Origin of the sequence: Campylobacter concisus, from assembly GCF_902460535.1 — a bacterium.
GTDB classification, from domain to species: Bacteria; Campylobacterota; Campylobacteria; order Campylobacterales; family Campylobacteraceae; genus Campylobacter_A; species Campylobacter_A concisus_AS.
In genome coordinates, this window is sequence record NZ_CABPTV010000004.1 from 177,199 (window position 1) to 196,519 (window position 19,321).

The window sequence follows — 19,321 nt, forward strand, 5'->3', positions numbered from 1 at the left end:
ATATAATCTTGCCCATAAAATCAATTTTTTAAAGGATTTGTATGAAAAAATTTTTGTTTCCAGCGGTTTTAAGTTTAGCTGCAGCTGTCACTCTAAACGCAGCAGTAGTTGCAACAGTTGATGGCGATGCTATAAACGATAGCGATATCTCAGCACTTTTATCAGCGGCTATGCCAGGATTTGACGCTAGCAAGCTTCAACCAAATGAGAAAAAACGTATAATCGACGATCTAATCAACAGAAAACTTCTTTTAAAAGACGCAAAAGCGACAGGCATTGAAAAAGATGTTGATTACATCAAGGCTGTAAAAGCTGCACAAGAGGGCATCGCAGTTGAGCTTTATATGAGAAAACTATTTGACGGTATAAAAGTAAGTGATAGCGATTTAAGAGATTTTTATAACAAAAACAAAGCTAGCATGAACCAACCAGCTCAAGCAAGAGCAAGACATATCTTAGTTGAAGATGAAAAAACAGCAAATGACATCATCGCTCAACTTAAAAATTTAAAAGGCGAGGCTCTAACTAAGAAATTTGCAGAGCTAGCAAGCCAAAAATCAATCGACAAAGGCTCAGCAGCACATGGTGGCGAGCTTGGCTGGTTTGGTCAAAGCCAAATGGTAAAACCTTTTGCAGACGCAGCATTTTCAATGGCTAATGGCACAGTTTCAACTAAGCCAGTTAAAACTCAGTTTGGCTACCATGTTATCTTAAAAGAAGATGGCAAAGCTGCTGGTACTGTAAGCTTTGAGCAAGCAAAATCAGAGATCGAGCAAGCTGTAAAAATGGAGAAATTCCAAGCTGCTGTTAGACAAAAAAGTGAAGCTCTACGCCAAAAAGCAAAGATAGAATACAAATAAAATTTGGAGGATAAAATGGGCGTTTTAGATATCGTAAAACCTGGTGTTTTAAGCGGAGATGATGTAACAAAACTTTATGCTTATGCCAAAGAGCAAGGTTTTGCAATACCTGCTGTAAATGTCGTAGGCAGCGACTCAGTAAATGCTGTTTTAGAAGCGGCAAAGGTTGCTAACTCGCCTGTTATCGTTCAGTTTAGTAATGGCGGTGCAGGTTTTTACGCTGGTAAAGCCTGCGAAAATGCAGCCGTTCTTGGTGCGATCGCTGGAGCAAAGCACGTTCATCTACTTGCCAAGGCTTACGGCGTGCCAGTCATTTTACACACTGACCATGCCGCTAGAAAGCTTTTGCCTTGGATAGATGAGCTAGTAAAAGCAAGCCATGAGTATAAAAAAACTCACGGTGTGCCACTTTTTAGCTCTCATATGCTTGACCTTAGTGAAGAGAATATCAACGAAAATTTAAGCACGTGCGAGAAGTATCTAAAAGAGCTTAGCGAACTTGGCATCAGCCTAGAAATCGAGCTTGGCGTCACTGGTGGCGAAGAAGACGGCATAGATAACACAAGCGTTGATAACGCACTTCTTTACACTCAGCCAGAGGATGTCGCGCTTGCTTATGAAAGACTAAGTAAGATAAGCGATAAATTTAGCATCGCAGCTAGTTTTGGCAATGTTCATGGTGTCTATAAACCAGGCAATGTCGTGCTAAGACCAGAAATTCTTAAAAACTCACAAGCTTACGTCGCTAAGAAATTTAATACAAAAGATAGCAAGCCTGTAAATTTTGTATTTCACGGCGGTAGCGGCAGTGAGCTAAAAGATATCAAAAATGCTGTAAGCTACGGCGTTATCAAGATGAATATTGACACCGATACTCAGTGGGCTTTCTGGGACGGCGTACGCGAGTATGAGGCCAAAAATAGAGCGTACTTGCAAGGTCAGATCGGCAACCCAGAGGGTGAGGATAAGCCAAATAAAAAATACTACGATCCAAGGAAATGGCTAAGAAGTGGCGAGGAGAGCATGGTTAAGCGTCTTCAGACTGCTTTTAGCGACTTAAACTGCCTAAATAGGAACTAATCCTATGCAAAATCAAAATGATTTTAGTGAGCTAAGCGTGCCAAAAGAGCACCAAGCTCACTCTTTCTTTGTCTTTTTTAAAGTTATCTTTATCCCTTTAGCCATCTATGTCTTGGCAATACTAGCGTATCTTGGCGTTATAAATTTTCAGATGAAGCTTCACACCATCGTGATGATGGGCGTTATACTCTTTGTCGCTTTTATATTTTCACGCCACAGTGCCTTGGTGGCTTACTCAAATTTCTTAGCAAATGCCAAAGACTACAAGATAAGACTAAAAGAATTTATTATCGCTCATCTCTTTGAAATTTCAGGCGTCAAAAAGGCAAACACTAAATTTGAAGACTTTTTCGAGAGCTATACAAGAAATTTTAGAAATGACAACCTAGCAAACATCGGCCAAGCAGTCTTTCCTATGCTTGGAATTTTGGGCACATTTATCAGTATCACTATCTCGATGCCAAGCTTTAGCTCAAGCACTGCAAACGGACTTGAAAAAGAGATCGCTATACTGCTAAATGGCGTGGCTACGGCGTTTTATGTATCGATATATGGCATATTTTTAGCACTTTGGTGGATGTTTTTTGAAAAGATCGGCATTAGTAAATTTGAGAAATTTTATAGCGAGCAAAAAGAGCTAAGCCGTGAGTTTTTCTGGCAGGAAAATGAGCTAAATGCAAATTTCATGAAAGCAAGTGTAGGCTACTTTAAAGATAGCCACGACTCCTTTAAAATGGTACTTGATGATAAATTTGTAAAAGAGCTAAGCGAGCAGACAAATGAGAAATTTAAGAGCCTAAAAGAGCTTTGCGAGGTTGAAAAAAATATCATCAATCAAAGCAAAGCAGAGCTTAGCGCAAGTTTAAAAATGCTAAATGAAGCCAGCCTAAAACAAGATGAGTTTACAAAGATCCACACCGACATACTAAAGGCAGTTGGCGTGTTTTCTAACGCCTTTAAAGATATGGAGGTTAAAATTTTAACCGAGCATGCAAAGCTTGGCGAAATTTTTAGCAGAAATTTAAATGCCACAAAAGAGAGCCAGCTCAAATTTGAGCAGACTATCAAGAGTTTTGACACCATTTTAAAAGAATTTTCTCTCTCTTTGATGAAAGAGCAAAACGACGCACTAAAGGAATTTAGAGCCTCGCTCGTGGAGAGTGCGACGATATTTAAGGCAGCCTACGAGCAAGAAGGCAGGAGCTTGGAGCGTGAAAAAGAGCGCGAGAGCCTCATTGCTGAGCTTAAGAAAAACATAGACGAGATCGACAAAGAAGCAAATTCTGTAATAAAAAAAATCGAAAATCTAGTGCAATGAAAATAAACAAAAATAACGAGGATCAATCGAGCTTTTGGGTTTCGTACGCAGACTTGATGGCGGGTCTGCTCTTTGTTTTTATGCTGCTAATAGGCGCTGTCGTCGTAAAATACGTCCTAACTCAAAACACTCTTGAAAATAAAGAGCAAGCCATCATCGCAGCACTAGCAAATTTAAAAGACGCCCAGGGCAGAAATTTTACCCTTGAAGAGCTAAATGACGCCCTAAAAAGTGAGCTTTCAAAGATAAGCGACGAAAACATAAATTTAAAAAAATCAAATGAAATTTTTGTCATACAAATAGACGCCCTAAAAGAAAAACTAGCCCAGCTCATAGAGGAAAACAAGGACGCAAATGCGAGCATAAAAGAGCTAAATGCTAGCATTTTTGATCTAAACCAAAAAATGATCGTGCTAAATGATGAAATTTCTTCAAAAGATAGAGCGCTTAGCGATGCAAACGCAAGCGGTGAGAAAAATTTAGCCAAGATCGCCTTTTTGCTCGAGCAGGTGAGCAAAAAAGAGGCTAGATATGACGAGCTTTTAAGGGATCTAAATGTCACTCGTGACAGGGTCAAAAACCTAACTGGCATTAGAGTAAAAGTGATCTCCGCCCTAAAAGATAGGCTAGGATCTAGCATCGAGATCGACCCAAACTCAGGCGCACTAAAGCTTAGCTCCTCAGTGCTTTTTGACAAGGGCAGTGCTATCTTAAAAGAAGAGGTCAAAGAGGAGCTAAAGGCCACGCTTAGTAAGTATTTTGACGTGCTTTTAAATGATAAAGAGATCGCCTCAAACATCGATCAGATCGTCATAGAGGGCTTTACGGATAGCGACGGAAGCTATATTTACAACCTAGAGCTTTCGCAAAAAAGAGCATACGCGGTGATGGAGTTTATAAACTCATTTAGCGATGACGCGCGCCTTAGAAAGCTGCTTGTCGCAAGTGGCCGAAGCTACAACGAGCTAGTTTTTAAAGATGGAGCCGAGGACAAGGACGCTTCAAGGCGCATCGAGATCAAATTTTCACTCTCAAACAAAGAGGCTATCAACGAGATAGAGAAATTTTTGGAGTTTAAGGGTGATTGATAAAATTCGCTTAAGAGAGCGAGAATTTTGGCTTTTAAGAGATGATCTGCTAGGCGAGTTTAACGGCAACAAAGCAAGAAAACTAGAGTATTTTCTAAAGGCCGATCTTAGCGGCATCAAAGCCATCGTATCTCATGGCTCAAGCCAGTCAAATGCTATGTATAGCCTAAGTCTTTTTGCCAAGCTAAAAGGGCTTAAATTTTACTACGTCGTCTCTCATCTAAGCTCAAATTTAGAGCAAGATCCAGTTGGAAATTTTAAATTTGCACTTGAAAATGGCATGGAAATTTTTGTGAAAGAGGAGCGCGAGAAATTTGCTAAAGAGCTAGCAAAGAGCGAAAATGCGCTCTTTATAAACGAGGGCGTGGCGCAGAGTGAGGCTGAGCTTGGTTTTATCACGCAAGCAAATGAGATCAATGAGTGGAGCAAAAAAAATGGCATAAGGCCTGATATTTTCTTGCCCTCAGGAACAGGCACAAGCGCATGCTATCTGGCAAAGCACACCGATCTTAGGGTCTTTACAGCTCCTTGCGTAGGGGATAGCGACTATCTAAAAAAGCAAATTTATGAGCTAGATAAAAACAGCAAAGTGCAAATTTTAAATCCGCCAAAGAAGTATCATTTTGGAAATTTATACCCTGAGCTTTATGAAATTTGGCTTGAAGTGTGCAAAAGTGGCGTAGAATTTGAGCTTATCTACGACCCAGTGGGCTTTATGACGCTTTTTGCAAATTTAGATAAGCTTGGGAGTGAAATTTTATATATCCACCAGGGCGGAATTTTGGGTAACATTACACAAAAGCAAAGATATGAGAGAAAACTAAAAATAAAGGATCATAAATGAAATTTTTACACAGCAGCGACGCTGACTTTGAGAGTAGATTTTCGCAGCTTGTTAGACGAAGTGACAACGACATGAGTGCCGTGATGCCAGTAGTTGCGGGCATCATAGACGAAATAAAAAAAGATGGCGATAGCGCACTTTTTTCGCAGATAACCAAATTTGATAAATTTAATGTCACAAGCAAAAACGATATAATAATTGACGTAAAAGAGATGGAAGCGGCCTACAATTCGCTAGATAACGCCCTAAGAGTGGCTCTAAATTTAGCCCACGACAGGATAAAAAGCTATCACGAGCGCACAAAGCCAAGTGACTGGACCTATAAGGATGAGCACGACATCTTACTTGGCGCAAAATACACCCCAGTTGATCGCGCTGGTCTTTATATCCCAGGCGGCAAGGCGGCATATCCTAGCTCGCTTCTCATGAATGCTATCCCAGCAGTTGTTGCAGGCGTAAAAGAGATCGTAGTTTGCACCCCAGCGCCAGGCGGCAAGGTAAATCCTCTGCTTCTTGCAGCGATGCATCTATGTGGCATCAAAACAGCCTTTAAAATAGGCGGTGCAAGCGCGATCGCAGCGATGGCTTACGGCACAGCAACCGTGCCAAAGGTCGATGTCATCACAGGGCCTGGCAACATCTACGTAGCGACTGCTAAAAAGCTAGTTTATGGCGATGTAAATATCGATATGATCGCTGGTCCAAGCGAGATAGGCGTGATAGCTGATGATAGCGCGGACCCTCGCCACATAGCGATCGATCTACTCTCGCAAGCTGAGCACGACGAGATCGCGAGTGCCTTTTTGATAACGCCAGTCGAGGCCTTTGCAAGAGCAGTGCAAAGACACGTAGAGGACGAGCTAAAAACTCTAAAACGAGAACCAATCGCTAGTGCTAGCATGAGAAACAAAGCCGCTATCATCGTCGCAAAAGATTTGCAGGAGTGCTTTAAACTGATGAACGAGCTTGCTGTGGAGCACCTAGAGATCGCTACAAATGACGCTTTGAGCTATATGGACGAGGTAAAACACGCTGGAGCGATATTTTTTGGACACTTCACGCCTGAAGCGATGGGCGACTATTTAGCTGGACCAAACCACACCTTGCCAACTGGCGGAAGTGCGAGATTTTACTCACCGCTTGGAGTTGAAAATTTCATGAAGCGAAGCTCTATAATCTCAGTTAGCAGAAAAGGTATCATGCACCTTGGCAAACCTTGTATGCAGCTAGCCGAAGCCGAAGGACTAACAGCTCACAAAAAATCAATCGCAGTGAGACTAGAAGACTAAAAAGGGCAAAGAATTTAGGAAAAATGGCTTTTTTCTAAATTCTTTTTATAATATTTTTTGCTTTAAGAAATATTTTTGCAACTTTTTATGAAATTTATAGTAAAATCCATCACGAAACTACTAAAAAAGGAGTTGATATGAAGTTAGGAACTTATACTGCAAACCAGGCTTCAGGAAACTATTATTTAGATCAAGCTAAAAATAGCGAGAAAAAGGCGCTAAACGCCATCTCTGCAAGTAGCGAGATCAAAGCATCAGGTGCAAATTTGCAAATCGCAGAGAGCTTACTTTCGCAAACAAATGTCCTAAATGAGGGCATGGCAAATGCAAACGATATGATAGGCATGCTCCAGATCGCTGACTCAACGCTTTTAAATTTAAGCGAGAGCGCGGATAAGATCGGTGAGCTATCAAGCAAGCTTTCAAACCCAGCTCTTTCGGCTAATGAGCAAAAGGGTATAAAAGGCGAGATAAATGCGCTTAAAAATGCGATGAGCGACAGCGTAAAAGAGGCTAAATTCAACGGCAAAAACGTTTTTGACGCTGAGCTTGGATTTTTCACAGGTGAGGGCACAAAAAATATAAATTTAAGCACAAATGCTCTTTTAGACGTGAAAGAGGACGGCTCAAATTCAGGTGAAATTTTGAAAAATATAAATTCACTTCGCTCAGAGATCGGCTCAACACAAAATGCTGTATTTAGAGGTATGAACGCTCTAGCTGCTAGAAGCGTAGCAAACGCTAATAGCATAGAAAACCTTGATAGTAGTGACATCGCAAAGAGCTTGGAAGAAAATTTACAAGCAAATTTAAAGCTACATGCTGCCTCTTTAGCTAAAGCTCACGATACTACGAGCTTGGCTGCAAAACTAGATAAACTTCTAGGCGAATAAATTTTTACCGGTCTTGTGCCGGTAAAACTTTCTTTTTACTTTTTATTTCTATTTTTTTAAGTTATAAAATATATTTATAAATTAAAAATTTTTTATGCTTCTTAAGCTATTGTTTTTGGAATTTGATTGAAATTTTATAGCTAATATATCCTCGAAGAAACTTTTTTTATAGCAAGTATACCCTCAAAATGAAGGTTAGATTAATTATGCTTTAAGATGATAGCCATATGCAATGTTTAAAACAATTTTTGTGTACAGATGCTATAAATTTTTCAAAGAGAAAGTCCTTTAAAGGGTATAGAAGCTAACAAATTTCTCAAAGATAAAAAGCCATCCAAACAAAGAGCATATATATGCCAAAATAGGGTATAGACACATGCAAAAACACTAAATTCCTTACCAGCCTTTTTCACACTTCGGTCACAAAAATAACTTAATTATAGACTAGGATATAAATTTAAAGAGTTTAGATGCGGACGCCCAAAAATGGCAGGGCTTGTTAGCCCTCGATGTAGTTTTTGAGTTTTCTACCAACTTTTGGGTGTTTTAGTTTCTTGATAGCCGAGCTTTCTATCTGGCGGACACGCTCACGAGTGACGTTTAGTGCCTTGCCGATCTCTTCAAGTGTGCGGTCACTCTCATCTTCAAGCAAGCCAAATCTCATAGAAATAACCGCCTTTTCGCGCTCATTTAGCTGTGAAAGCACATCGTCGATCTGCTCTCTAAGGTCACTTTTTAAAATTTGATCTATCGGTGATAGCGAAGTTTTGTCCTCGACAAAATCTCCAAATTTACCATCCTCTTCGTTTGCGATAGGAGCTTCAAGGCTGATAGGCTCTTTTGTGATCTTGATCACCTGTTTTACTTTATCAACGCTTAGTCCGACCTCTTTTGCGATGACGCTTACGTCAGGCTCTTTTCCCTCTTCTTGGAGGTATTTGCGGTTGATTTTGTTGATACGGTTTATCGTCTCTATCATGTGGATAGGTATCCTAATCGTCCTTGCCTGATCGGCGATCGCACGTGAGATAGCCTGGCGGATCCACCATGTGGCGTAGGTTGAAAATTTATAGCCTTTTCGGTACTCAAATTTATCAACCGCCTTCATAAGGCCGATGTTGCCCTCTTGTATGAGGTCAAGAAACGGCAAGCCCCTATTTGTATAGCGTTTTGCGATACTTACGACTAGACGGAGGTTTGACTTGGCCATTCTAGCTTTTGCTTCGTCTGAAATTTTCTTTCCACGTTTGATCTGCTCCAAAATTTCTTTTAGCCTTGCTGGCTCAAGATCAAAGCCTTGTTTGCTCGCCTCTTTTGTCGTAAAAAGCTTTTTGATTTCGACGTAGGTCGATACCATTGTAGCCTCTGGCACGCGAGCTGCGATCTCTTCTTTGCTAAGCTTGATGATATCTTTTAATATGCTTTTGTGATTTTTCTTAAGCTCGTCACTAAACATCGGTAAGCGATACTCCAAGCGTTTTAGCTCTCTGTCAAATTCATCGTCACTTTTTAGTGCTGTCTCCATTGATTTTACGATCTCGCTGATTAGCTTACTTGTTGGACCAAGGTCCATCAGCTTCTCTTTTAAAATTTTCTTTTTAAACGCAAGCGTCATCTTTGAAGCTGTGTCGTCACTTTCTACTTTATCTTGCTTGTTCGCGGTCTTTAGCCACTCTTTTTTAGCCTTTTCAAGGGCTTTAAAGCTCTCTATAACTTTTTCAGCACGCTTGTCGTTTTTGGCTGATTTTTTAGGAGTTTCGTTCTCTTCGTTCTCCTCTTCCTCTTCGTCTATATCCTCTTCGCCATCTTCGTTTTCATTTTCGCTCTCGTCTTCAAAGCTTTTAAAAAGCTCTTTTACGCGGCGTTCTCTATTGATAAGTGGCTCTTTGTAATCAAGTATGAAATCTATCAAAAACGGCACCGAACAAAATGCATCGATGATGATATCTTCGCCAAGCTCGATCCTTTTGCTGATCTCCACCTCTTCTTCTTTTGTAAGAAGCGCGATCTGACCCATCTCTCTTAGATACATCCTTACTGGACTATCTGATCTTGACCACTCTAAAAGGTCGCTCTCGCCTGAAAGATCGAGATCCTCGTCGATATCTTGGTCGCTTTTTTGAGCATTTTCTTGACGTTTTTTGGCGTCAGCTAAATTTCTAAGCTTTGCAGCTTCAGCAGATGTGATGAGCTGGACTTTGTTTGTTTTTGCGAGTTGTTCTATCTTCTTTACTATCGTAGCCGTCGGAGCTTTGTCTAATAATTTTACTAATTTTTCATATGTCAAAAAGCCTTTTGCATTTTCAACAAAAAGCTCTTCTATCTGAGAAAAAGAGTCTTTTGCGGCGCTCATAAATTTCCTTTCAAATCGTATCATTGTGATTTAAGTGTTGGTTAAAAGAAAGTGGATTATACCCAAAATTTTTTAAATGTCTATAAAAAGAAAGTTGGAACGATGATTGCTTAGTAGCTATAAAAATCAAATTTTGATTAGGAAAATTTATGCAAAATGGTTATTATCAAGCCACAGCTGGCATGGTAACGCAGTTTAACAGACTAAATGTTATCTCAAATAACCTTGCAAATGTAAATACGATCGGCTACAAGCGAAATGACGTAGTTATCGGCGACTTTGCGAGAATTTTTAAAGAGACACAAGACGAGCTTCCACTTAAAAATCACACAAAAGACGGAGCTAAATTTCTAAACAGAACGCTTGATCGCGTGCCACAAGTGAGCGAAGAATACACCGACTTTAGCGCTGGTGGCTTTAAATACAGCTCAAATACGCTTGACTTTGCGGTAAAAAGAGAGGACGCTTTTTTCTTGGTCGATACTCCAAATGGCGTAAAACTAAGCAAAAATGGCTCTTTTAGTCTTGACGGCGACGGATATATCGTCACAAAAGAGGGTTATAGGGTGTTACCAAGTGGCTATGAGGCGCAAAATCCTGGTCAAAGAGGCATCCAAGTGCCACAAGGCGAGGTCTTAACCTCTGATAAAAATGGAAATTTATACTCAAATAACAATCAATTTTCTAAATTTTACATCGCTCAGCCAAGAGAGATAAGAGATCTAAAAAAGGTCGGCGACAATCTCTTTGAAACGAGAAATTTTGACGACATAACCGAGCTTGACGAGGCTGATAGCGTGATGCAAGGCTACGCTCAGATGTCAAATGTAAATCCAGTCTTAGAAATGGTGGGTCTGATAGAAACCCAACGCTTAGTTGATATGTATCAAAAGGTTATGACAAGCCACATGACTGACCTTAACCAAGATGCTGTTCAAAAACTAGCCCTAAAAGCTTAATAAAAGGATAAAACTATGATGAGATCACTTTACACCGCGGCCACTGGCATGATCGCCGAGCAGACGCAGATAGACGTAACCTCACACAACATTGCAAACGTAAATACCTATGGATATAAAAAAAATAGGGCTGAATTTGCCGATCTTATGTATCAAGTCATGGAGTACGCAGGCACTGCCACAAGCCAGACTACCACAAGCCCGACAGGCATCGAAGTAGGTCTTGGTGTGCGCCCAACAGCGATAAATAAAATTTTCTCTCAGGGCTATTTTAAAGAGACTAGCAACAACCTAGATATGGTCATAGCTGGCAACGGCTTTTTTCAAATTCAACTCCCTGACGGCACGACGGCTTATACTAGAAACGGCGCATTTAAGCTTGACGCAAACGGCACGATCGTAAATAGCGACGGCTACCAGCTCATCCCTCAGATCACAGTCCCTGCAAATGCGACGCAAATTTCAATAGGCACAGATGGCACCGTCTCAGTTTTGCAGGCTGGTGAAACAGACATGGCTCAGATAGGTCAGATCGAGCTAGCAAATTTCATAAATCCAGCTGGTCTTCACTCGATGGGTGATAATAACTACCTTCAAACAAGCGCTAGTGGCGACGTGGTGGTAGGTGTAGCAGGCCTTGACGGACTTGGCACCATTAGACAAGGCTTTGTCGAGATGAGTAACGTTCAGCTTGTTGAAGAGATGACTGATCTTATCACAGGTCAGCGCGCATACGAGGCGAACTCAAAGGCGATAACTACGAGTGATTCGATGTTAGAGATAGTAAATGGACTTAAAAGGTAGGTGATATGGACGCGACTTTGGCTATTGTTGGACTTATACTCGTTGCTTTTACGCTTGATGTTTTTTACTTTTCGGACAGGACCCCAAAAGGCAAGGGTCCAAAAAGTCAGGTGCATTAAATTTATAGAGCATTGTAAATTTGGCAGTCTTCGTCGTTGCCTAGCTCGCAGGACTTGCCAAAGTACTTTTTAGCTAAATTTTTATCTCCTTCTGTTTCATAATAAATAACCCCAAGGTTGTGACAACCATCTCCAAAGCCCATTTCGCAAGCTTTTATAAAGAGTTTGCTAGCTCTTTTTTGATCTTTTTCTACATATTTTCCACTATGAAGCATCATGCCAAGGCTATTGCAGCCTGCTGGAGCGTCTAGGTCGCAGCTCTTTTCAAAGAGCTCTTTTGCCTTTTTGGCGTCTTGCTTTACGCCATTTCCGTCATAGTATAAAAGTGCAAGACCGTAGTATCCGTCGCCATCTTTTAGCTCGCATGCCCTTAAAAAGAGCTCTTTTGACTTTTGATAGTTTTTATCTAGCGTATAGACAAATCCGAGCCTTGCGCAGCCAAAGCCGTCGTTTAGCTCGCAGCCCTTTTGGTAAAATTTGGCTGCATTTTTGTTATTTACATCTTTTATATAGTCCATGTCGTAGAGTACGCCTACACTACTGCAAGCACTTGCGTGTTTTAGCTCGCAAGCTTTTTTGTAAAACTCGCCCGCTTTTTGGTAGTTTTTGCTCTCTTGATAGATAGCTCCAAGCTCGTAGCAGCTTGCGGTATCAGCCTTTTCGCACCGAGACTCAAGCTCTTTATGTTCTAAATTTGCGCCCCACAAAAGAGCCGCAGAAGATAAAAGTAAAACGATCTTTTTCATTGCCTGCCTTTTTAAAAATTTAAATAAGTTTAGATAAAAAGGTCTAAATTTATAGTAAATATATTCTCATTATCGTTTAGGATGTGAAATTTAATACCCAAGAGAATTTAGCAAATTTCTCATATCGCAGCCCTTTTTAAAGCCCAGCTCGCATGATCTTGTAAAGTAGCTTTTGGCAGTCGTTTTATCCTCTTTTTTGCCGCCACCCAAAAGCGCGTAGTTAAGAAATCTAGCGTATCTATTTAATATGATAGTTTGATTAAGCTCGCTACCCACGTCGTTGTAGCTATTTTGGTAGTTGAGCGCAGCGCTGTAGCAACCCTCTTTCATATCATTTTCGCAAGCTAGTAAAAATATCTCTTTTAGCTTTTTAAAATCTTTATCATCGCTTGATGAGTTATAAATTTTTGTAGCAGCTCGTTAAATTTGCTCTTATATCGCCCTCGCTTTGGCACATCTCGTCTAAATTTTCTGCATTTAGAAGCAAAAAGAGAGATAAAGAAAAAATTAGCTTTTTCATAAACGCTCTTTAGTGAAAATTTCTAACTATCTCGCAAGCCTCTTTAAGGCCTAGCTTGCAAGCTTTTTTAAGCTCTTTTTCTGCCAGCTTTTTATCCTTTTTTGTGCCTATACCATGATAGTAAAAGTATGCAAGATGTTTGCACCCACTTGCGCTATCTAGCCTGCATGCTTTGTTGTAATACCTAAACGCCACTTCATCATCTTTTTCTACGTCAAGAGCATCGTCGTAAAGGCTGGCTAGGTTATTGCAAGCATCGGCAAAGTCAAGCTTGCAAGCTTTAAAATAGAGCTTACTGGCCTTTTCATACTCTTTTTGCTCTTGATATAAGCTCGCTAGGTTGTAGCAAGATATGCTAAAGTCGCTATCACAAGCCTTTTTGTAAAGCTTTATCGCTTCTTTGTAGTCGCGCTTTACGCCTGGGGTGTTGTGGTATAAAACGGCTAGGTTGTAGCATCCTTCATAGAAATTTTGCTCGCAAACTTCTTTGTAAATTTTAGCAGCCTTTTTGTAGTCTCTTTTTACGCCGCCGCCGTTATTATATAAAACTGCGACGTTAAAACAGCTTTGAACAAGCGTGAGATCGCAACCCTTTTTAAAAGCATCTAAAGCCTTTTTGTGATCTTTCATCTCTTGATACTCGACACCAAGGTTGTGACAGGCAAATTTATTGCTTTCACCGCAAGCTTTGTTAAGAATTTCTAGTGATTTTGCCATGTCTTTTTTTACGCCAAGCCCATTTTTATAAAACTCAGCCAGATAGATGCATGCATCTAAATTTTTAACCTCGCACTCACTTTTATAAACTCCAAATAGCCTTTTATACTCATCATCGCTATATTTGCGGCTAAAGTCGATGCAGTTATCCTCGATGTTGCAGCTATTTGCTTGAGGGATTTTTATCTTTGGATTTGTTGTTAAAGCTATTAAATTTAGTGTTAAAAATATTAGTAAAACTATCTTTTTCATAGAAATTTTCTTTATAAATTTTGTTGTTATTTTATAAAATTTAGTTTTAAAATGCGAAAAGGTCATTAAATTTATAAGTAAAAAAGCTTTTTAAAATTTAAATTTTTAAATTTTTGCTAACATTTTGGCTTTTATTAAGGTAAAAATTTGACATTTAACTACGTTTTTAAACTATCCATTCCTATCTTTATGGGCTATTTCCCGCTTGGTGTCGCTTTTGGTGTGCTGGCAAAAAGCATGGGAGTGAGCGCATTTATCGCTGTGGCACTTAGCACGCTAGCATACGGCGGCGCAGCGCAGTTTATGATGCTCTCACTCTTTAGCGTTGGCACGAGCTATGTTGAGGTCTTTATCGTGAGCTACCTTGTAAATTTGCGCCACACTTTTTATGGAATTTCACTTTTAAAAGAGTATAGCGGGATCAAATTTAGGCTTTTAAACATCACTTTGCTAACAGATGAGACCTTTGCGATATTTAAAAATTTAGGGCTAAGGGATGCAAGTGAGCGCAGCTTTGTCTTTACCTGGCTAAATTTGCTTGCTTGGTCTTACTGGGCGGCTGGCACGCTGCTTGGAGCGATACTTGGCGATCTTATAAAGGCCGATACAAAGGGGCTTGAGTTTAGTTTGACCTCGCTTTTTATAGTGGTCGTCATCGAGATGTTTAAAAATGATAAAAACTACCGCGTGCTCTTTGCGGCGGCCTTTTTTGGCGTGCTTGGAGTGAGCCTATTTCCAGCTAAAATTGTGCTTGTTGGCTCGATGGCGCTTTGTTTTGTATTTTTGCTTTTGTTTAAGGATAAAATTTGATAAGTGTAAGCTCAAGTGAGATGGTGCTTTTTGTGGCGGTGCTTTTAAGCGCCATAGCTACTTTTATAACGAGAGCGACGCCATTTTATGCGTTAAGAAACTATAAGTCAAATCCTTATTTAGACGCTATTGAGAAGCATATGGGTATGATGATAATGGTCGTTTTGGTCTGCTACGGGCTAAAAGATACGAAATTTAGCGAGTATCCATACGGCTTAAGCGAAATAGTGGCGGTTTTTACGGCTGTTTTGGTGCATTTAAAGTTTAAAAACGCCCTTCTTAGCATAGTCGTTTCAACTGGAATTTATATGCTTTTGATAAGAATTTTTTAAATAAATATAAATTTTGAAAATTAATAAATTTTTTAAATATATGACGTTATAATGCTCTAGCAAATTTTAATGCAAAGGAGCTAAAATGCGTTTAATCTTTAAGGCGGTGTTACTCATGATTTTAGGTGCTACTTTAGCGGTTGCTAAGCCAACCATCTACATCCTAGCTACTGGTGGAACGATAGCTGGAAGCGGCTCAGGCTCGCTTGATTCAAGCTATACTTCTGGAACTGTTACGGTCGATAAACTAATCGCAGCCGTGCCAGATATCAACAAGATCGCTACCATAAAAGGCGAGCAAATTTCAAATATCGGCTCACAAGATATGAACAACGAAGTTTGGCTTAAGCTTGCAAATAGAATAAATGAGCTTCTAAATAGCGGCAAAGCTGATGGTATCGTCGTTACTCACGGCACAGACACTATGGAGGAGACAGCTTACTTCTTAAATTTAGTCGTCAAAAGCGACAAGCCAGTTGTACTTGTAGGTGCGATGAGAAATAGCGGCTCACTAAGCGCTGATGGCCCGCTAAATTTATTTAACGCTGTAAATGTAGCTATCAGCAAAGATAGCGTAGGCAAGGGCGTTGTAGTCACTATGAATGACGAAATTCACGCTGGCAGAGAGGTTACAAAAACTAACACTACAGGCGTTGATACATTTAAATCACCAAATAGCGGCAAGATCGGCACAGTCTTTTATGGCAACGTAAAATACTATATGAACCCAATCAGAAAACACACAGCAAGCTCAGCTTTTGACCTAACTGGCGTAAAAGAGCTTCCAAGAGTTGATATCATCTACTCTCACGCAAATGACAACCCTGACTTTGTAAATGTAGCTGTTAAAAACGGCGCAAAAGGCATCGTTAGCGCTGGTCTAGGCAACGGCAACCCTTACTTTAGCGTGCTAGAGGCTCTTGGTGAGGCTTCAAAAGCTGGCGTAGTGGTAGTTCGTGACTCACGTGTGGGAAGTGGCGAGACAACTATGAATGGCGAAGTTGATGACGCAAAATACGGCTTTTTAACAAGCGACAACCTAAATGCTCAAAAAGCTAGAGTGCTTTTGATGCTTGCCCTTACAAAAACAAGCGATAAGGCTAAAATTCAAGAGTTTTTCTTAACTCATTAATTTTTTAATTCTTGTGGCGGATCTATTAAATTTATAGCTCCGCCCTCTCTTTTTTAAAATTCACATTAAATTTAAGGCTCTAAAATGGGGATTAGCGCGCACTACTACGCCTACTTGCAAGATGATATAGAAAAGATCAAAAATGGCGGCGGCGGAGAGCTTTTGGACGAATACGACATGGATAAGATGTGGGACGCGATGTGTAAGATGCTAACTGGCAAAAATTTCAAGCAGAGGCTTAAGGCTGGCGACATTTTTAGCTCAAAGGAGCCTTTTAGCTGGGCTATTTTTGGGCGAAGTGCGCTAAATGAAGAGCTAAGCGAGATGATCTCTTATACTAACGCTTTGGATGTAAAAGAGGTGGCTGAGGCGTTGAAAAATGTTGATATCAATGCACTTTTGGCAAATATAAATTTAAAAGAATTTGCTAGCTCAAAGACATATCCTGATATTTTTGGATGTGAGAGTGAATTTGAAAATATAAAAGAAAAGCTAAAAGAGCATTTTGCCGGGCTTTTAAATTTTTATCAAAAAGCCGCCGACAAAGGGCTTGGTGTGCTGATAGTAATAGCCTAAATTTAGTGGGGCTATTTTGCTCTAAATTTAGCCAGCCTTTGTGGTAATTAAATTTATAGTGCCTACGTGGCAAAAGCTAAATTTGTCATCTAGGCTGCGAAACACACACAAAGTCGCCCTTGTTTTTGCGCTAAATTTATTAAATTTATATGTCTAGCACCAAAAGCCAAATTTCTCACGTCCAAAAGCAGGCTAAATTTGCTAATAAAGCGCTCTTTTATCATAAATTTATAGATTTTGATTTAGCATTTCATTAAAATTTCAAGGTCTCTTATGAATTTCTTGCTCTTTTTTGTCACGATTTTCCCGATCTCGATGATGCCAGGTATCAACATGACTTATGCGATGAGCGTTGGCATGAGTCTTGGATACAAGCACTCATTTTTCGTGATGGCTGGGCAGCTTTTAGCACTTGCTTTTGTCTCGTTTAGCTGTATGCTGGGCGTAGGCGCGGTGCTTCATCACTTTGAGTACGCATTTAAGGCGCTAAATATCATCGCAGGCCTTTATATGCTCTATCTTGGCGCTATGCTCTTTTTTGGTAAGGGCGAGCTTAGCATCACAAATGTCTCAAATTTGCCAAGCAAAAAGCAGATGTTTATAAATGGCTTCATCGTTAGCGTCTCAAACCCAAAGGCGTGGATATTTTTATCAGCCTTGCTGCCTACATTTTTAGACAAAGACGCCCCATTTAGCCTAGTTCGCATGTGCGTTATCACTGTAACGCTCGTTTTCATCGAGTTTTTATCGCTAAATATCTACTCACTTGGCGGAGCTATGCTAAAGAAATTTTTACAAACGCACCTAAGACTACTTGAAATTTGCACCGCCGTCATCGTCTGCACGATCGGCGTGCTTTTACTTTTTAGATAAATTTATCCCCTTTTTACATGATTTGGCTAAAATTCTCCAACTTTGCACTACCAAATGAGCAGTTTATCTTGCGTGAAATAGCACCAAAAAGCCAGAAAAACTACGATGCGGGTCTTGTGACGATGCTAAAGGTTTGTGGTAGCTGCCAAACAAGATGCGGTTTGCATGTGGGAGAGTCTTATTTTGAGGCTGAGGTGAAAGGCAGCATGGATATCTTGTCCGAGTGGGTGAGAGAGTGCGATCAGGTGATGACATTTTAGAGCAAAAAGGAGAATTTATGAGTTTGACATTTAGTGTAAAAAACAAAAAGAAGCTGCTTGGCGGATATGCAAAGGCGCTTAGTGAGCGTGAAATTTCAGCTCTTGTTGAGGGGCTTTTCTTTTTTAACAGCGAGCAAGATGAGCCAAGCGCAAATGAGCTGGGTGCTGACGTGATGATAGCAGGCGTGTGGCAAAAGAGCGCTCGTGGCTTTGAACTAAACTACGAAGATGGCGAGTATATCGTGCGCGTTTATACTCCAAGTGGCGTCGGCGACTGGCAGATCGCACTTGAGCTACTCTCAAAGCTCTCGGCTCAAACTGGCTCAAAAATAGAGTGCGACAACGAAAAAATTTATGATAGTGAGCAAATTTTAAAATTTGACTACGAGGCTGACATCGCAGCTGGACTTGAAGCGTTAAAAGATATAAAAGAGAAAAATCAAACGCTTTATATCTCTGGCGCGGGGCGAGACGTGGCGTTTGACGCGGTTATGGTAGATGAAATTTTTGCCAGTGCCAGCCCTGCGGCTAAATTTGATGAGATGATGAGACAGGTGCAGTATCTTGACGCATACAGTGCAAAAGAGCACCTCTATCAAGACAAAGACGGCAACGAAATCTTTGGCACATATACTCTTAGTGAAAATTTACCGACCATCTTGCCTTACGCTCCAGCTCCGTCATGGCAGGCGCAAGAGGCACTTGGGGAGCGCAAGGTCTCACGTTGGGTGCTAACGCTAGTTGTGGGTGTGCACGATAACGACGCACATGTGCTTGATGAGTGTGAATATGGAGCTTTCATGGCAAATTTACCAAAAGCAAAATACCGCTTCATCGACGCTGCAAACGTGCTAGTTGAGCCACTTAGCGAGGATGAGATGAGAGAGATTTTACAAAGGGCAAAGGCTTAAATTTAGGGCTTTTGGAGCGCTTGATTTGGCTTTTTGATTATTTATTTAGCTTCTTTTGGTTAAAATCAGCCCAAATTTACAAAACTAAAGGTTAAAAATGAAACAAGGCAAAGTTTGGAAATTTGGCGATAACATCGACACTGACATCATCATCGCCGCAAGATATTTAAACACTTCAGACGAAAAAGAACTAGCAAAACACATCATGGAAGACGCTTATCCTAAATTTAGCTCAAAAATAGCAAAAGGCGACATCATCGTAGCTGGCGAAAATTTTGGTTGCGGTAGCTCAAGAGAGCACGCCCCGCTAGCGCTAAAAGAGGCTGGCATAGCAGCTGTTGTGGCTAAGAGCTTTGCGAGGATTTTTTACAGAAATAGCTTTAACACAGGGCTTTTGATACTTGAGATCAAAGAGACTGATGAGATAAACGAGGGCGATACGCTAAAGATCGACGTAGATAACGGTGTCATCGTAAATGAAAGCACAAAAAAAGAGTATAAATTTAACGCTATCCCTCCATTTATGCAAGAGCTTTTAAACGCTGGTGGCCTTATCGAATACGCAAAAGCGAAGATGAGCTAAGG

General features: G+C 40.4%; 22 protein-coding genes. 17 read left to right on the top strand and 5 right to left on the bottom strand.

All coding sequences use genetic code 11. The features are described from left to right. Nucleotides 1-41: 41 nt before the first annotated feature. The 7 genes from FZ945_RS04735 to FZ945_RS04765 all read left to right on the top strand — a co-directional run bounded on the left by FZ945_RS04735 (nucleotide 42) and on the right by FZ945_RS04765 (nucleotide 7,372). Nucleotides 42-860, top strand: coding sequence for a peptidylprolyl isomerase (locus FZ945_RS04735; protein WP_148802882.1), 819 nt, complete (start codon nucleotides 42-44; stop codon nucleotides 858-860). 15 nt (nucleotides 861-875) lie between these two features. Further along, the gene (gene fbaA / locus FZ945_RS04740; RefSeq protein WP_148802884.1) at nucleotides 876-1,940 is read left to right on the top strand and encodes a class II fructose-bisphosphate aldolase; all 1,065 of its coding nucleotides are present in this window, start codon (nucleotides 876-878) and stop codon (nucleotides 1,938-1,940) included. Between the two features lie 4 nt (nucleotides 1,941-1,944). Beyond that, entirely contained in the window at nucleotides 1,945-3,258 is a 1,314-nt protein-coding gene (locus tag FZ945_RS04745; protein ID WP_148802886.1) for a MotA/TolQ/ExbB proton channel family protein, read from the top strand. Continuing rightward, nucleotides 3,255-4,346, top strand: a complete 1,092-nt coding sequence (locus FZ945_RS04750; protein ID WP_148802888.1) for an OmpA family protein — start codon at nucleotides 3,255-3,257, stop codon at nucleotides 4,344-4,346. Before FZ945_RS04745 ends, FZ945_RS04750 begins: the two co-directional genes overlap by 4 nt. After that, nucleotides 4,339-5,190, top strand: a complete 852-nt coding sequence (locus FZ945_RS04755) for a pyridoxal-phosphate dependent enzyme (RefSeq protein ID WP_148802890.1) — start codon at nucleotides 4,339-4,341, stop codon at nucleotides 5,188-5,190. Before FZ945_RS04750 ends, FZ945_RS04755 begins: the two co-directional genes overlap by 8 nt. Next, nucleotides 5,187-6,479 carry a histidinol dehydrogenase gene (gene hisD, locus FZ945_RS04760; protein WP_148802892.1) on the top strand — a complete coding sequence of 431 codons (1,293 nt, stop codon included), beginning with the start codon at nucleotides 5,187-5,189 and terminating at the stop codon, nucleotides 6,477-6,479. Before FZ945_RS04755 ends, hisD begins: the two co-directional genes overlap by 4 nt. A 137-nt stretch (nucleotides 6,480-6,616) precedes the next feature. Then, nucleotides 6,617-7,372, top strand: coding sequence for a flagellin (locus FZ945_RS04765; protein ID WP_187424160.1), 756 nt, complete (start codon nucleotides 6,617-6,619; stop codon nucleotides 7,370-7,372). 499 nt (nucleotides 7,373-7,871) lie between these two features. Here FZ945_RS04765 and rpoD read toward each other — a convergent pair whose 3' ends face one another. Continuing rightward, the gene (gene rpoD, locus FZ945_RS04770) at nucleotides 7,872-9,725 is read right to left on the bottom strand and encodes an RNA polymerase sigma factor RpoD (RefSeq protein ID WP_148802896.1); all 1,854 of its coding nucleotides are present in this window, start codon (nucleotides 9,723-9,725) and stop codon (nucleotides 7,872-7,874) included. A gap of 149 nt (nucleotides 9,726-9,874) precedes the next feature. On the opposite strand from rpoD, the gene FZ945_RS04775 reads away from it, so the two are divergent. Both FZ945_RS04775 and flgG read left to right on the top strand, forming a co-directional pair. Continuing rightward, nucleotides 9,875-10,684 (top strand): flagellar hook-basal body protein, encoded by an 810-nt coding sequence (locus FZ945_RS04775; RefSeq protein ID WP_148802898.1) that lies wholly within the window; start codon nucleotides 9,875-9,877, stop codon nucleotides 10,682-10,684. Between the two features lie 15 nt (nucleotides 10,685-10,699). Beyond that, nucleotides 10,700-11,488, top strand: coding sequence for a flagellar basal-body rod protein FlgG (flgG, locus tag FZ945_RS04780; protein WP_002942100.1), 789 nt, complete (start codon nucleotides 10,700-10,702; stop codon nucleotides 11,486-11,488). 121 nt (nucleotides 11,489-11,609) lie between these two features. On the opposite strand, the gene FZ945_RS04790 is transcribed toward flgG, so the two are convergent. The 4 genes from FZ945_RS04790 to FZ945_RS04800 all read right to left on the bottom strand — a co-directional run bounded on the left by FZ945_RS04790 (nucleotide 11,610) and on the right by FZ945_RS04800 (nucleotide 13,842). After that, entirely contained in the window at nucleotides 11,610-12,353 is a 744-nt protein-coding gene (locus tag FZ945_RS04790; RefSeq protein ID WP_148802901.1) for a tetratricopeptide repeat protein, read from the bottom strand. A 90-nt stretch (nucleotides 12,354-12,443) separates the two neighbouring features. Next, entirely contained in the window at nucleotides 12,444-12,683 is a 240-nt protein-coding gene (locus tag FZ945_RS09770) for a hypothetical protein (protein WP_187424161.1), read from the bottom strand. Between the two features lie 67 nt (nucleotides 12,684-12,750). Further along, nucleotides 12,751-12,873 (bottom strand): hypothetical protein, encoded by a 123-nt coding sequence (locus FZ945_RS10130; RefSeq protein WP_262367158.1) that lies wholly within the window; start codon nucleotides 12,871-12,873, stop codon nucleotides 12,751-12,753. A gap of 9 nt (nucleotides 12,874-12,882) precedes the next feature. After that, nucleotides 12,883-13,842, bottom strand: coding sequence for an SEL1-like repeat protein (locus FZ945_RS04800; RefSeq protein ID WP_148802903.1), 960 nt, complete (start codon nucleotides 13,840-13,842; stop codon nucleotides 12,883-12,885). Nucleotides 13,843-13,989: 147 nt separating this feature from the next. On the opposite strand from FZ945_RS04800, the gene FZ945_RS04805 reads away from it, so the two are divergent. From FZ945_RS04805 to FZ945_RS04840, 8 genes are all read left to right on the top strand, one after another. Further along, nucleotides 13,990-14,652 (top strand): AzlC family ABC transporter permease, encoded by a 663-nt coding sequence (locus FZ945_RS04805; protein WP_148802905.1) that lies wholly within the window; start codon nucleotides 13,990-13,992, stop codon nucleotides 14,650-14,652. Further along, on the top strand, nucleotides 14,649-14,984 hold the full coding sequence (locus tag FZ945_RS04810; RefSeq protein WP_148802907.1) for a branched-chain amino acid transporter permease: 336 nt from the start codon (nucleotides 14,649-14,651) through the stop codon (nucleotides 14,982-14,984). Before FZ945_RS04805 ends, FZ945_RS04810 begins: the two co-directional genes overlap by 4 nt. 115 nt (nucleotides 14,985-15,099) lie before the next feature. Then, complete coding sequence (locus FZ945_RS04815; RefSeq protein ID WP_021089551.1) at nucleotides 15,100-16,116, top strand: type II asparaginase; 1,017 nt, start codon at nucleotides 15,100-15,102, stop codon at nucleotides 16,114-16,116. A gap of 84 nt (nucleotides 16,117-16,200) precedes the next feature. Further along, the gene (locus FZ945_RS04820; protein WP_148802909.1) at nucleotides 16,201-16,692 is read left to right on the top strand and encodes a DUF1877 family protein; all 492 of its coding nucleotides are present in this window, start codon (nucleotides 16,201-16,203) and stop codon (nucleotides 16,690-16,692) included. 273 nt (nucleotides 16,693-16,965) lie between these two features. Further along, complete coding sequence (locus FZ945_RS04825) at nucleotides 16,966-17,565, top strand: LysE family translocator (RefSeq protein WP_148802911.1); 600 nt, start codon at nucleotides 16,966-16,968, stop codon at nucleotides 17,563-17,565. A 17-nt stretch (nucleotides 17,566-17,582) separates the two neighbouring features. Next, nucleotides 17,583-17,825 (top strand): hypothetical protein, encoded by a 243-nt coding sequence (locus tag FZ945_RS04830; RefSeq protein ID WP_262367160.1) that lies wholly within the window; start codon nucleotides 17,583-17,585, stop codon nucleotides 17,823-17,825. A gap of 17 nt (nucleotides 17,826-17,842) precedes the next feature. Then, nucleotides 17,843-18,736 (top strand): DUF4299 family protein, encoded by an 894-nt coding sequence (locus FZ945_RS04835; RefSeq protein WP_148802912.1) that lies wholly within the window; start codon nucleotides 17,843-17,845, stop codon nucleotides 18,734-18,736. A gap of 97 nt (nucleotides 18,737-18,833) precedes the next feature. Beyond that, on the top strand, nucleotides 18,834-19,319 hold the full coding sequence (locus tag FZ945_RS04840) for a 3-isopropylmalate dehydratase small subunit (RefSeq protein ID WP_148802914.1): 486 nt from the start codon (nucleotides 18,834-18,836) through the stop codon (nucleotides 19,317-19,319). The last annotated feature ends 2 nt before the right edge of the window (nucleotides 19,320-19,321 follow it).

Bases quoted from the DNA above. Each gene is read 5' to 3' on its own strand.
- FZ945_RS04735 (WP_148802882.1), top strand. From the start codon at position 42: ATGAAAAAATTTTTGTTTCCAGCGGTTTTAAGTTTAGCTGCAGCTGTC.
- fbaA (WP_148802884.1), top strand. From the start codon at position 876: ATGGGCGTTTTAGATATCGTAAAACCTGGTGTTTTAAGCGGAGATGAT.
- FZ945_RS04745 (WP_148802886.1), top strand. From the start codon at position 1,945: ATGCAAAATCAAAATGATTTTAGTGAGCTAAGCGTGCCAAAAGAGCAC.
- FZ945_RS04750 (WP_148802888.1), top strand. From the start codon at position 3,255: ATGAAAATAAACAAAAATAACGAGGATCAATCGAGCTTTTGGGTTTCG.
- hisD (WP_148802892.1), top strand. From the start codon at position 5,187: ATGAAATTTTTACACAGCAGCGACGCTGACTTTGAGAGTAGATTTTCG.
- FZ945_RS04765 (WP_187424160.1), top strand. From the start codon at position 6,617: ATGAAGTTAGGAACTTATACTGCAAACCAGGCTTCAGGAAACTATTAT.
- rpoD (WP_148802896.1), bottom strand. From the start codon at position 9,725: ATGAGCGCCGCAAAAGACTCTTTTTCTCAGATAGAAGAGCTTTTTGTT.
- FZ945_RS04775 (WP_148802898.1), top strand. From the start codon at position 9,875: ATGCAAAATGGTTATTATCAAGCCACAGCTGGCATGGTAACGCAGTTT.
- flgG (WP_002942100.1), top strand. From the start codon at position 10,700: ATGATGAGATCACTTTACACCGCGGCCACTGGCATGATCGCCGAGCAG.
- FZ945_RS04790 (WP_148802901.1), bottom strand. From the start codon at position 12,353: ATGAAAAAGATCGTTTTACTTTTATCTTCTGCGGCTCTTTTGTGGGGC.
- FZ945_RS09770 (WP_187424161.1), bottom strand. From the start codon at position 12,683: ATGAAAGAGGGTTGCTACAGCGCTGCGCTCAACTACCAAAATAGCTAC.
- FZ945_RS10130 (WP_262367158.1), bottom strand. From the start codon at position 12,873: ATGAAAAAGCTAATTTTTTCTTTATCTCTCTTTTTGCTTCTAAATGCA.
- FZ945_RS04800 (WP_148802903.1), bottom strand. From the start codon at position 13,842: ATGAAAAAGATAGTTTTACTAATATTTTTAACACTAAATTTAATAGCT.
- FZ945_RS04815 (WP_021089551.1), top strand. From the start codon at position 15,100: ATGATTTTAGGTGCTACTTTAGCGGTTGCTAAGCCAACCATCTACATC.
- FZ945_RS04820 (WP_148802909.1), top strand. From the start codon at position 16,201: ATGGGGATTAGCGCGCACTACTACGCCTACTTGCAAGATGATATAGAA.
- FZ945_RS04825 (WP_148802911.1), top strand. From the start codon at position 16,966: ATGAATTTCTTGCTCTTTTTTGTCACGATTTTCCCGATCTCGATGATG.
- FZ945_RS04830 (WP_262367160.1), top strand. From the start codon at position 17,583: ATGATTTGGCTAAAATTCTCCAACTTTGCACTACCAAATGAGCAGTTT.
- FZ945_RS04835 (WP_148802912.1), top strand. From the start codon at position 17,843: ATGAGTTTGACATTTAGTGTAAAAAACAAAAAGAAGCTGCTTGGCGGA.
- FZ945_RS04840 (WP_148802914.1), top strand. From the start codon at position 18,834: ATGAAACAAGGCAAAGTTTGGAAATTTGGCGATAACATCGACACTGAC.